The following is an 11,934-nucleotide window of genomic DNA, read 5'->3' as shown; positions in this document are numbered from 1 at the left end:
ACGGCGGGCAGAGGAACAGGTTAGGAGCGGGAAGATGGTTAAAAAGCTTCGCCGATGGTAATATACAGGCCGCTGGAGTGGCGCCCCAGGCCGTAGTCCACCCGCAGGTTCAGGTGGTCCCGGCGGTTTACGGTGAAGCGCAGGCCGGCGCCGTAGGCGGCCTTGGGGGCGTTCAGGCGCAGCAGCTGCCGCTCGTCGCCCAGCGCGCCCACCCCGCCGAACACCACCGCCCCCAGCCGCCGGTACACCGGCAGCCGCAGCTCCGATTGCAGCACAGCCGCATTCTGGTCGCGGTAGCGGCCCTCGTAGTAGCCGCGCAGGCGCCGGGTGCCGCCCAGCAGTGAAAGGGCGTTGAACGGGGCGGTGCCAGCGGTGTAGCTGACGAAGTAATTCAGCGCCAACACGGTGCGCGGCGCGAGGCGGTGGTACGACGACACGTCGGCGGAAAGGCGGCTGAAGCGGGTGTTTTCGCCGGCGGCCCCGGCGCCCGTGGCCCGGTTGCGGTGCAGGTAGGCTAGGTCGGCCACCACGCCCTTGGTGGGAAAGAATACCCGGTCGCGGGCGTCGAAAAACAGGCCCAGCCCGCCGCCAGTGAGTCGGCTGCCCCGGCCGCCGGGCACCCGGCCGCTGGCCAGCTCCCCATCGGCCACTACGCGGGTGATGCGGTAGTCCTCGTACTGGTAGCGCAGGCCGGCGTACAGCTTGCCATTCCGCCAGCCGGGCACGATGCGGCGAAATGCATTCATGCGGATGCGGGGAAAGTTGACGCCGTACAGCTCCCTGGGCACCGCCCGCTCGCCCACCCCGAAGAAGTAGTAGGTGTAGCGGTAGTAGCCGGCCTCGCCGTAGGCGTAGTAGCGGTTGTGGTCGTAGAACACCTGGAAGGGCAGATACACGAGGAGCTGCCGGTTCTGGGTGTAGGCCACGCCGAAGGTGAGCTGCGAGGGGCGGGCCGTGGTGTCGCCGGTGTCGCGGCGGAAGCGCAGGGTAGCCGTGGCCGCCGCCCCGAAGGCCAGCCGCGTCTCGGGCGTGTAGTACACCACCGGCAGCGGAAACACCGATACGCGCTTGGGCAAGCTGTCGGGGGAAGGGCCGGCGCCGGAAAGGCCGAACAGGGCAAGGAGCAGCATGCGGTGAAGATTTCTATTCCATACGAAAGCCGGGGGGCAATAAGATTGCCCGCCTGGCAATCTTATAGGCGGCTATTTGCCGTATATAGGGGCTCAACTGTACTGCTTATGCGCCGAATCATTCTAACCGTATTGCTGGCCGGCGCCGTGGGCGCGGCGCTAACGGCCTTCGTGGCGCCCAAGCCGGGCCCAGAGCGAACTACCACCGCGGCCCCTATTGACCACGCGACCTACGACCGGCTGCTGAAGAAATACGTCAACGACAAGGGCCTCGTCAACTACAAAGCCTGGAAGAACGACCAGCAGGAGCTGAACCAGTACCTCGACCAGCTGAGCAAGAACCCGCCGGCGACCGGTTGGAGCAAGCCCGAGCAGATGGCTTACTGGATCAACGCCTACAACGCCTATACCATCAAGCTGATTCTGAACCACTACCCGGTGCAGAGCATCAAGGACATCGGCTCCAAGATCAAGATTCCCTTCGTAACCACGCCCTGGGCGGCCGAGTTTTTTCGCATCGGTGGCAAGAAGATGAGCCTCGACGACATCGAGCACGGCACGCTGCGCAAGAAGTACGACGACCCGCGCATCCACTTCGCGCTGGTGTGCGCCTCAATTTCCTGCCCGCGCCTGCGCCCCGAAGCTTACACGGCCGACAAACTTGACCGGCAGCTCGACGACCAGGGCCGTGACTTCCTGAACAACCCAAGCAAGAACAAGGTGGGCAAGGAAAGCGCGCAGCTCTCGAAGTACTTCGACTGGTACAAGGGCGACTGGAACCTGAACGGGCAGTCGGTGACCAAGTGGGTGAACAAGTATTCGACCACCAAGCTCGGCGACAACGCCAACATCAGCTACCTCGGCTACAACTGGAACCTCAACGAGCAGTAGGCGCAGCGCATCACGTCCCGGCCTGCCCCGGAGGAGTTGCCAATTCCCCCGCCAACGCCACGGGCTACTGCGAAATAAGCCGCTGGCCGTATGCGCCCCGAAACCGCCGTTCCCTTGGTAGCCCCGGGCCGCAACGATAGTTTCGTTTTGCCTTCCACTTACCATCATCATGGGGACGGCCGCTGCTCAGCGCCAGCTGCCCCCCGCCTGGTCAATTTACCGGCCGGGCGTTTTGTTTCCGCCCATGCCTGTAACTGCGATGCTAAAGCTGGGGCTGCTCGGCAGCAGCCTGGCCGCCACCCTACCCGCTTGGGCCCAAAGTCCGGCCGGCACCGAGCAGCACCGCTACAGCATCGAAGTGGCCGGGCTGCGCGTGGGCACGATGACAGCCACCCGCCAGCTCCTGGGCGCCGACGAAATGCGCTACACCCTGGTCAGCGACGTACAGGTCAACTTCCTGGTCTACCGCCTGAAGGTGTACTACAAGGTTATCAACCGCGTCCGTGCCGGGCAGCTGCTGCTTTCGACGGTGGAAGCCCACACCAACCAGGGCGACTTTGCCTCGCGCACTGAGTGGAAGGGCGACCATTACGATATCGAGGCTAATCAGTACAAGCACCAATACCGGGCCACCCAAACGGAGCCTATCACCTACACGGTGACGGATATGTTCTTTGGCGAGCCACGGGAACAGCGCCGGGCCTTCACTGAATACTTCGGCGACTATTTCCGCCTGCAGCCCGCGCGCAGCGCCCAGTACCGCGCCCGGCGCGACGGCCGCGAGGATGAGTACCAGTACGCCAACGGAAAGTTGGTGACCATCATCAAGAAGAACCCGCTGAAGAACTTCATTATCCGGCAGCTACCCTAAGCGGGGAAGCATGCTGGCGACGCCTCTGCGGGTGGTATCTTGTAGGAAGCATACCCAATCTTTCCATATCGATTTTTAAGTGTCGTACCTGGCAGATTGCGGTAGCCCCCGTTATCACGGCTTCAGTTCTTCGTGAATTTGGGCATTGTGATTGACGCTCAGAAATCGGAACTGCCGTACTAAATGAGGGCCCATAAGCCGGGTCAGCGCAGCAGCGACGCGGTGATGGCGGCGGTGGGCGAACTTAGGGGCACGTGTGCGGCGTGGCGTGGAGCTGGCCCATGGTGCGAGCCGGGCTGTCCATGCTCGGGCTGTTTTCCTCCTTGAAGACGACCTACCTGCCCAGCTTCACCCAATGGCAGCAGTACATCGCCAACGGCCTGCCGCTGGCCGACCAGCAGCGCACCTACGAGCACCTGCTGGCCCCGGAATCCAAGCAGGTAATTCGGGACACGCTGAGCCGGCGGGCCCGCGTCCATTTTCACCGGCCCCACGCCCCGCTATTGTTTCTGGCCGGCGGCGCCGACCGCCCGATGCCCGCCGTACTCAACCGGGCCAACTTCGGGGGCTACCGGTACGCTGGCTCCATCCGGACCTACTACGAACTTCCTGGCCGCAACCATGCCCTGCTGGGCCAGCCTACCTGGCGCGAGGACGCGACCCTGGTGCTGCAATGGCTGGCCAGCCGAGCAGGAGCCGTGGGAACAAGGTGTGCATCGAAAGTGACGTAGAAGGTGCGAAAGCTGGAATAAGACGTTATGGTCGGCGGCGCCCAGGGCGTGAGGCAGAAGGCAGCAAACCATGCGTTGTTTTGGCCGCTCCCGCTCCACACTACTCCACTGCCAGACGGCGGGCTTGCCCGCCGCTGCGCACCACGTACATGCCCGCCGGCAGCGTCAGGTGGGCCGTCCCTGCCGCGTCGGCCGTGGCGGTCAGCACCAGCCGGCCCAGCGGGTTGAACACCGTCACCATTGCGCCGGGCGCGGCGCCCTTGAGCACGGCCGCACCGGCCGTCGGGTTGGGGAAAATGGTAAGTGAGGAAGTAAGAAAAGGCGGAAGGTTTGCCAGGCGCACCGGTGAGTAGCTGGAGGTGCCATCCTGGTCCACCTGCTTCAGGCGGTAGTAGAGCGTGGCTGACTGGGTGAAGGGCGGAGCGGCGTCGAGGTAGGCGTAGCCGGTAGGGTGGCTGGTGGTACCCTGGGCGGCTACCGTCCCGATATGCGCGAAAGCTGTGCCGTCCGGGCTGCGCTCCAGCTCGAAGTGGGCGCTGTTTTTCTCGGAGGCCGTGCGCCAGGCCAGGGCCACAGCCGGGCCCTGGGCTTGGGCCGTGAAGGCGACGAGCTCCACAGGCAGCGGAGTGCTGCTGCCCGTCAGGTAGAACTCGGAGAAATGGTCGGCCACGGCGGCCTGGGCCACGAACCACGGTACTCCGCCGCCTGGCGTGCTGGCAGCCAGCGCCAGCACCCGATACTCGCCGGTGGGGCTGTTGTTACCCAGCTCGCAGTCCTCGTTCGGGCCGTTGTACTGGGTGGCTTTCCGGCTGGCGTAGCTCAGGCCAGCGTCGGCGGTTTGCAAGCGGTCAAATTCGGCGGTCAGGCCGTAGAAGCGTACGTTCACGCTGCTGCCGGGAAAGGCTGGGGTAGTGGCCGTGAGGCGGAAGTTTCGATCAAGGTACTTGTTGCCCCGCCCGTCCTGGCGCACCGGCCCGGCCGGGCCAGTGGCCTGCAGGCTGACTGTAACTGTACCCAGCCCGGCGCGTGTGTCTTGCAAGGCGGCCAGCACGTCTCCGCCCGTGCTTAGCAGGTAGTGCCACTGCCCGTCTCCGGTAGTCAGGTAGCTAGCCGAGGCCAAGCAGGCGGCCGTCTCGTTGTACACTTGCAGTGCCGTGAAGGCACGGGGGCTGCTGGTAGTCCCAGCCGTGGTCACGGTCACGTTGGCGGCACCGGCGGGCACACCGGACGGCACCACGGCTGTAAGGCTGGTGGCTGAGGTGAACGTGACGCTGGCCGCCGGCACGCCACCGAAGCTCACGGTGCTGCCCGCCGCGAAGTTTGTGCCGGTGAGCACGACGGGCATACCGGGCAGCTCGGCCGCCGGGCTCACGGCGCTGATGACGGGCACAACGGGCGCCGGTTGGTTCAGCCGCATACTCACTGTGCTGTTACCATTGTTAACCGTCACAAAATCCAGGTCGCCGTCGCCGTCCGCGTCGCCCAGCGCCACGCTTAAGTGGCTGGTAACTACGGAAACCGCCGCGTTGAAGACAAAGTTACCCATGCCGTCGTTGAGCAGTAAGCTCACGGCATTATCGTTGAAATTGGCTGCCAGTATACCTAGCGTTGACAGACCGATAAGGGCTTACGCCCGACAGCGCCACCCTTTTTAATGCTCGCTTTACCTTGTCAGTACTTCCCGGTTTCTTCCCAAAGGCGCCTGAAAACCATCCGAGTCAACTACTACAAGTGCAGTATATGGCTTCCGTGGTAGACGGACGGGCGTTTTACTGGGCTGTCTGCCATGCCAGGTCACGGGTTAGCAGATACGGTTGATGCGTTTCCGGGTCAAGGCATGCCAGTTGCACCCATCCATTCCCAAACAGTTTTTGTAGCACCGGCTGGGTGCTGATAATGGCATCCAGCACCGGGCGGGGGGCGTAGACGACCGTCATCAGGCGTTGGGCCTGATGATAGGCCAGGCGGTCAGTGGCATACACAGATTGTAGCGGCAGGCCGGTCATCAGGTCGCTGGCATTGCCCTGCATGATGCCGATTTTGCCGGTGATGTTCTGGGTTATTTTGCTTCCCCCGCCAAAGGCCACATTATCCAGCGTCGAAAACAGGTATTGCGTATTAATCCACTCGGCTACTACCATGGGCGCCGTGAGGATGGTGGTGAGGGCGCTGCCCGTTGGGTCCTGGGTATAGTCGTAGGAGTGCAGAAACGAGCGTCCTTCCAGATTCAGGCTCGCCGTCAGGTCACGCGGACCGACAATAAAGGCCGCATTGCGCGCCAGCCCCCATTCCGGACGAACCTGCGCCCAGTCCTGCGAACGTAGCCAGGTTTGCTGCGTCTCCTCGCCCGGACGAGCCGTTTGTTGCATCTGGCCAAGCCGCTCCAGGCTATTGGCCTGCCGTGCTTTGGCCAGATCCTGCGTTAGCGTGTCGAGCGCCTCAGACGGGGTATGGCCATAGAGGCTGACTTCGTCGGTGGTCGTGTTATGCTCGGCCGCAATAAACCGGGTGGTGTCAGGAATCGAAATCCCTGTTTGGCGGAGGTGCGTTCTGACGGCAGGTGTATTCAGGATTCCTGCCAGGATCCCGGCGTTGGGCGCACCATGTCGTCCTCCACAGGCCCCGCAGTCAAGCGCCGTTGCGTAGGCATTATTCTGGGTTGTGCTGCCGTGCCCGCAGAATACGACCAGCGGCGCAAAATGATGGGTAAGTCCCATCAACCGCAAGGCCCCTTCGGCATACACACACTGGTCTGCCAGCGAAAGGGTATCCAGTGACGACTCCCTCGCTATCGGTTTCCGAATTGCCTGAACGGCGCTGCTCTTGAGCTTAGACGCCATACCGGGGGCCAGACTGCGCAGTCCCATCCACGTACCGGTGGCTATTCCCAGACTTTCAACCAGCGCAAAAGGCGTCGTAAAGGTGTATTTCAGGGATTGGTAAAGCTGGTTGAGTTTCGTGAGCCGAACGTACCCCCGGCGGTCCTGCTCCTGCTCGGCCTGGCCACAGCCGGGCGCTTCCTTGACAATGTGTTGGGGCGAGAGCAGCACCGGACAGGACGCATACGATTCGCCCGTCACCGTATCGGTGATCTGCACCGGCACCCCGAAAAAGCCGGCGAAACCCAGGGTCTGGTAATCACCCGTTGCCTCCAGGGCCCGCCGAAAGGCCTCGGAACGGACATCGATACAAAAGACCAACTGGGCCTTGGGGACGCGTGGCGGATGTAGAGACTGGGCGGCCAGTTGCGCCAGTAAAGGCAAGCGGTACGTACGTTCGGCCTGCTGAATTTGCTCCAGTACGGCTGGTTTCGACTGAACCCGTTCCAGCACCTGCTGATGCCAGGCTACCAACGCGCCTGCTTCCGGCCATAGCAACCAGGTGATGATCAACCGGACGGCCAGATAGTCAGTCTGGGTTACCGGATGCGGATGCTGGGCGTCCAGTCCCGCCCAGTTGGTGCGGTACCGGATGTAGGAGGCCCAGCCCGGCAGGGTGGTCAGCAGGAGGGTTAGAAACGCCTGGTGTTCGGTACGGGCAATGCCCAGCTGAAGCAGGCAGTTCTGGATAGCCTGATGAGGGTTTTCGGGCAGGCTGGTCAGCCAGGCCTTTTTTTGCTCATCATGGTTATGCAGGCAGGCGTCGTGAACGGCCAGCTGCCGCCAGGCGGCATATAACCCCTCATAGCGCAGCGGCATGGGCAGGGTGGCCTGGCCGTCGTCAAAATATACCTGGAGCCATTTAATGGTTTGCCGGTTGACGGCCTCCATCGGCACTGGTAGCGCAGCCTGCTGAAAATAAGCGCTTCCCAGCGGTAAGGCTTCCTCCACCGGCAGGTCTTCCAAGCCCTGAAGGGGATTGACGGCAATCAGGTTTTTTAGGGGCCAGAAGGGCGCTATGGTGTTGAAACTACGCGCTACCTGCTCGGCTAAGCGGGTACTATCCCCCTGTTCTGCCTGGAGTATGTGTTTACGAAAGGACTTGGTCTTAACGCTCTTAACGGCTGTTTCCATGGTGGCTGATGGTGTCCTTATTGGTACTGATAGTGGTTACGGTGGGTCGTGACGGTGTCAGGGTGCGGCTGACTCGCGTTGAGCGCCGTCACATAGCCTTTCAGCATCCAGTCCGGAGCTTCTTTCTTCTCTTTTCTGAGGAACAGCCGGGACAGCCAAGCCAGCGTCAGGGTCAGCAGGCCAGCCACATGAAAGCCATTGAGCGCTTGGGGCTGCATCAGTTCCATCGGTGCCATAAACCAGCTGATGAGTTGGACGCTGCCCCCGTATACCAAACCGAACAGGCCGGTACCAACCAGGGTCCCCGGCAACATGCGCAGCGGGTTGGCCTGGAGGATGGGCAGGGCGAATTGGCTGGCGGTGAGAAAAGCCACGACAACCAGCACGAAGGTGGTATCGCCGGCTAACCAGACTTTACCACTGGAAACGGCGAAGCTGAAACTGCCGGCCAGCCCGCACACCAGGGCCGCCATAAAGGCCAGAGGGGTGGGCGGATAGGCCTGGTCGACGCGTTTTTCTTTCGCGGCACTGCCGCTGGAGAGAAACAGATAGGCTTTGAACATGCCATGCCAGACCAGATGCGCCACCGCCGCCGGGAACAGGCCCAGGCCACACTGCACAAACATGAACCCCATCTGGCCCATGGTCGAACAGGCCAGCATGCGCTTCACATCAGGCTGCAGGAGTTTCCATAAGGTCCCCAGCAAAGCAGCACAGAAGCCAATAACGACGATTGCCGTCAGTAAGACGGGGCTTTGCAAATAAAGAGGCGCAAATCGGGCCAGTAAGAAGCCCCCGCCGTTGATGAGCCCCGCGTGCATAATCGCCGAAACCGGCGTCGGCGAATTCAGCGAGCTAAGCAACCACCGGTGGAAGGGCCAAATGGCCGACTGGGTCATGGCCCCGATCAGCAACAAAACCAACGCCAGCAGCAGGGCCGGGGAAAGCGTTGGCTGTTGAATCACCGCCTGGATACTGGTTTGGCCCGTTGTGGCATAAAACAGCCCGAAAGCGGCGGCCACACCTACAGCACCCACGCCGAAGTTTTTGGTCGCCAGCAGCCCGGCAGCTTTGGCGGCTCGCCAACTGGTTTTGTACATTATTAACCGAACCAGCAGCCCGTTGCTCACGCACCAAGCCACCAGCAGGAGCAGCAGATGATCAGCGCTAACCAGCAGCATGACCGAGCTAATGAGCAACGCGAGCCAGATAAAAAACGATTGGTAGTGACTATCTCCTTTCAGATACCGATACGCAAAGCTGCCCACGCATACCCCGATGAAAGCAACCAGCCCCATCATGGTCAGGGACAGCCGATCCACATGAAAAAGGCTACTGAGTACAAAAGTTGTCATGCCAAATCCGGTTATAAGTTATCTTTGTTTGAGCAATCAAAAGTATTAGGCATTCTAATATTAGAAAAACTCGAAATTCTAATATTGTGCATTAGAAAATCTTATGAACATCGATACAATAGCCCTGCAGTGCTTTATTGCCGTTGCCGAAACGGGTAGTTTTACCAAGGCGGCTGAGCGGGTAGGGCGCACACAATCAGCTATTAGTCAGCAGATGAGTAAGCTGGAAAGCTTGCTGGGAAAATTGTTGCTGGTGCGGGGTAAAGCGTTTACGCTTACGCCCGAAGGAGAAATTTTTCTGGGGTACGCACGCCGGATCTTTGCGCTTCACCGGGAAGCACTGGACCGGTTTAAAGAGCCCGAACTCGAAGGAGAAGTGCGCTTTGGTCTGCCGGAGAATTTTGCCAGTGTCTATTTAGCGGAGATACTGGCTGATTTTTCACGTATTCATCCGCGCATACTGCTCAATATCGAATGTGATTTGACGCTCAACCTTTTTGATCGTTTCAAAAAGAATGAGTTTGACCTGGTCCTGGTGAAAATGAATCGGCCGGAAGACTTGCCCAACGGGCTGGATGTGTGGTCGGAGCCGCTCAAATGGGTAGGCGACCAGAGCCTGATCGACCCCGCCAAACCGGTTCCCCTTATTTTGGCTCCGCAACCCTGCGTGTACCGGGCGTCGGCCGTTAGGTCACTTGAGCAAGCGAGCCGGTCGTGGCGACTTGTTTTTTCGAGCCCCAGTTATGCGGGAGCGGTTGCGGCTGTGCGGGCGGGAATGGGCATTTCGGTGATGCCCCAAACCATGATCCCAGATGATTTGCAGGCTGTTGATGCGGCTGTGCTGCCAAAACTGGCCGATACGCATACCTCGCTTATCAAGCACGTAGCCAACAATGCCGCGGTCAATACGCTGGAAGAGTTTGTCCTTCGCCGTCTTAAGCACTGATGTTCAATCTACTGCCTACAAAGCGGCTGTTTAGAATTTCTGGTCAAGCGGGATTGTGCGCAGTAAAAGCACTGCAAAAGCCAGGAAATGAAAAGCTAGCCAAGTTTCAGCGGTTGTTTAAAGCGTATGAGCAAGGCCTTGAAACTATCCAGCCAGAAGTTGGTCCGCTCCACAACGAGGTGTTCCCGCTAAAGTTCCGAGTCCAGATACGGGTCTGCTTCGCCTGGGTTTGTGCGCCAATGTGGGGACCATTTTCCTCTGCTCCAGGGGCACGTCGCCCCAGCTTCCAGCAACTGTTGTATCGGGGCCAACAACTCCTGTAATTCCTGCAGGTGCTGGGCGAGCTGGTGGGTGGTGATGGGTGGCAAACTCCGCTAGGAACACAGTGCACCTTTCGCCCGCTCCTTCTCAGCCGGACCAGTCAGGTAACTGCTCAAATCGGCGTGCTGCTAGGGGGGCACGTACACATCGTCCGGTCGGGCAGGGAAGAAAGCACGCACAGTTCGTAGGTGTGGTGCACGTTCGGTTCCGGGCTGTCTTCTGCGACGACCAATTTGTGACTGGCCGGTTTCAAAATCCGGTGGGCAGAACTGCCGGCATCTCCCGGCGCCGATGCGGTAACGTATGAATTCAATGGTCTTGGCGCGCCGGGAAAGAATGCTTTCAGAAAGCTTTTTCGCCGCATTTTGCGCGGAAACTAAATCAGGCTCGCGCTATACTGCCGTGGGTCGTCCCATAAGGCATACTGCTCCGCCACGTCCCGGAGGCGCGCAAGGCGTGTCGTCGGGCGGCGCTACGCCTCCATATAGGCTTCCATGGCCGCCAGCGTTTCGCGCGGGGCACTCACGTGCGGGCAGTGCCCGCTGACGGGCAGCGTCACCAGTGTGGAACCGGGCAGGGAGGTATGCAGGTAAGCCCCGACTTCGAGCGGAGCAATCAGATCCTCGGCGCACTGCAGCAGCAGGCAGGGTGTGCGCAGTCGGGCCAGGTCGGAGCGGTTGTCGGAAAGGAACGTGACGCGGGCAAACTGCCGGGCAATGGTCAGGTCGTTCCGGCAGAAGGAAAGAATCAGCTCGTCCGAGAGGGAAGGGCGGTCGGGGTTGCCCATGATAAGCGGGACGAAGGAATCGGCCCACTCCGAGAAGTCGCGCTCCATAAAGCTGAGCATGCTCTCAATATCGGCCCGGTCAAAGCCACCGTGGTAGCCGGCTTCGTTGAGGTAGCAGGGCGAGGGGCAGAGCAGTAGCAGGCGCCGGAACCGCGCAGGCGCGCCAATTGCCGCCAGGGCCCCAATCATGGCCCCCACGGAATGGCCCACCAGCGTCACCTCGTGTAAATCGAGTTCCTCGCAGATTTCGAGTAGATCCTGCGCGTAGCCGTGCAGGGACGCGTACTTAGATGGGTTGTAAGTGGTAGCATCGGAGAGGCCAGCGCCTACGTGGTCGAAGAGCACCATGCTGTAATGCTCAGACAAAGCCGGCAGCATGTAGCGCCAGATAGTTTGGTCGCAGCCGAAGCCGTTGACAAATAGCAGCGTAGTCTGGCCCCGACCGACTACGTGGACGTTATTACGTTTTAAGGCATTCATGGGTATAATAGGATAAGTTTGCCGGTTTTGTAGAAGAATATTAAGAATTAATCGGCGATAAACAAGTTTTAGCCATTTGACAGGTCCCTAAGCTCAGCAGTAGGGGCTCTGTAGCGGAGGTCGGATCAAAATGAGAAGCTACCGCAGGGGTTATGGCGTACAGGTACCACTGTAAGCGCTGGATTCGTCCATTCTTTGCTGTGCCGGGTGCCCTCATCCTTGCGCCCTGGAGCAGCTTCGGCCGCGGCTGGAACATTGAGAAGGAGTATGGAAGCTATGCCCGTGCTACTACACCTGCTTAGCGCCCGCCTGCGCGTTAGGCACTGCCCGACCTGGCCGAATCAGGCACTGGCGCTTTGGTCTGCCCGCACGCTACTTCTCCTAAGGCAGTGGGCTTCCATAAGTCCGA

The 11,934-nt window shown here is 60.5% G+C and carries 9 protein-coding genes; 4 read left to right on the top strand and 5 right to left on the bottom strand.

Annotation, left to right across the window (positions count from 1 at the left end; genetic code table 11):
- Nucleotides 1–38 precede the first annotated feature (38 nt).
- Nucleotides 39–1,130, bottom strand: a complete 1,092-nt coding sequence (locus FY528_RS06300; RefSeq protein WP_149070135.1) for a BamA/TamA family outer membrane protein — start codon at nucleotides 1,128–1,130, stop codon at nucleotides 39–41.
- A 108-nt stretch (nucleotides 1,131–1,238) separates the two neighbouring features.
- Here FY528_RS06300 and FY528_RS06295 point away from each other — a divergent pair, with 108 nt between their 5' ends.
- The 3 genes from FY528_RS06295 (at nucleotide 1,239) to FY528_RS06285 (ending at nucleotide 3,623) form a co-directional block, all read left to right on the top strand.
- Nucleotides 1,239–2,021 carry a DUF547 domain-containing protein gene (locus tag FY528_RS06295; RefSeq protein WP_149070134.1) on the top strand — a complete coding sequence of 261 codons (783 nt, stop codon included), beginning with the start codon at nucleotides 1,239–1,241 and terminating at the stop codon, nucleotides 2,019–2,021.
- A gap of 244 nt (nucleotides 2,022–2,265) precedes the next feature.
- A complete protein-coding gene (locus FY528_RS06290) occupies nucleotides 2,266–2,892 on the top strand; it encodes a DUF6134 family protein (protein ID WP_262383925.1) in 627 nt (208 codons plus the stop codon).
- A 323-nt stretch (nucleotides 2,893–3,215) separates the two neighbouring features.
- Complete coding sequence (locus tag FY528_RS06285; RefSeq protein WP_149070133.1) at nucleotides 3,216–3,623, top strand: alpha/beta fold hydrolase; 408 nt, start codon at nucleotides 3,216–3,218, stop codon at nucleotides 3,621–3,623.
- Between the two features lie 100 nt (nucleotides 3,624–3,723).
- Here FY528_RS06285 and FY528_RS06280 read toward each other — a convergent pair whose 3' ends face one another.
- The 3 genes from FY528_RS06280 to FY528_RS06270 form a co-directional block, all read right to left on the bottom strand.
- A complete protein-coding gene (locus tag FY528_RS06280; RefSeq protein WP_262383930.1) occupies nucleotides 3,724–5,220 on the bottom strand; it encodes a choice-of-anchor Z repeating domain-containing protein in 1,497 nt (498 codons plus the stop codon).
- Between the two features lie 172 nt (nucleotides 5,221–5,392).
- The gene (locus FY528_RS06275) at nucleotides 5,393–7,636 is read right to left on the bottom strand and encodes a DUF2309 domain-containing protein (protein WP_149070131.1); all 2,244 of its coding nucleotides are present in this window, start codon (nucleotides 7,634–7,636) and stop codon (nucleotides 5,393–5,395) included.
- A gap of 17 nt (nucleotides 7,637–7,653) precedes the next feature.
- Nucleotides 7,654–8,991: a proton-conducting transporter transmembrane domain-containing protein gene (locus tag FY528_RS06270; RefSeq protein ID WP_149070130.1), complete on the bottom strand. Its 1,338-nt coding sequence runs from the start codon at nucleotides 8,989–8,991 to the stop codon at nucleotides 7,654–7,656.
- Nucleotides 8,992–9,094: 103 nt separating this feature from the next.
- Between FY528_RS06270 and FY528_RS06265 the strand changes: the two genes are divergently transcribed.
- Entirely contained in the window at nucleotides 9,095–9,937 is an 843-nt protein-coding gene (locus FY528_RS06265) for a LysR substrate-binding domain-containing protein (protein WP_149070129.1), read from the top strand.
- Between the two features lie 793 nt (nucleotides 9,938–10,730).
- On the opposite strand, the gene FY528_RS06260 is transcribed toward FY528_RS06265, so the two are convergent.
- Nucleotides 10,731–11,525, bottom strand: coding sequence for an alpha/beta fold hydrolase (locus tag FY528_RS06260; RefSeq protein WP_149070128.1), 795 nt, complete (start codon nucleotides 11,523–11,525; stop codon nucleotides 10,731–10,733).
- Nucleotides 11,526–11,934: the final 409 nt, after the last annotated feature.

The sequence above is a fragment of the Hymenobacter lutimineralis genome (genome assembly GCF_008271285.1).
GTDB classification, from domain to species: domain Bacteria; phylum Bacteroidota; class Bacteroidia; order Cytophagales; family Hymenobacteraceae; genus Hymenobacter; species Hymenobacter lutimineralis.
The sequence above is the reverse complement of the archived record's forward strand: the minus strand, read 5'-3'. Positions and strand labels throughout refer to the sequence as shown.

Coding starts and splice junctions, on each gene's coding strand:
- FY528_RS06300 (WP_149070135.1), bottom strand. CDS start 1,130: ATGCTGCTCCTTGCCCTGTTCGGCCTTTCCGGCGCCGGCCCTTCCCCC.
- FY528_RS06295 (WP_149070134.1), top strand. CDS start 1,239: ATGCGCCGAATCATTCTAACCGTATTGCTGGCCGGCGCCGTGGGCGCG.
- FY528_RS06290 (WP_262383925.1), top strand. CDS start 2,266: ATGCCTGTAACTGCGATGCTAAAGCTGGGGCTGCTCGGCAGCAGCCTG.
- FY528_RS06275 (WP_149070131.1), bottom strand. CDS start 7,636: ATGGAAACAGCCGTTAAGAGCGTTAAGACCAAGTCCTTTCGTAAACAC.
- FY528_RS06270 (WP_149070130.1), bottom strand. CDS start 8,991: ATGACAACTTTTGTACTCAGTAGCCTTTTTCATGTGGATCGGCTGTCC.
- FY528_RS06265 (WP_149070129.1), top strand. CDS start 9,095: ATGAACATCGATACAATAGCCCTGCAGTGCTTTATTGCCGTTGCCGAA.
- FY528_RS06260 (WP_149070128.1), bottom strand. CDS start 11,525: ATGAATGCCTTAAAACGTAATAACGTCCACGTAGTCGGTCGGGGCCAG.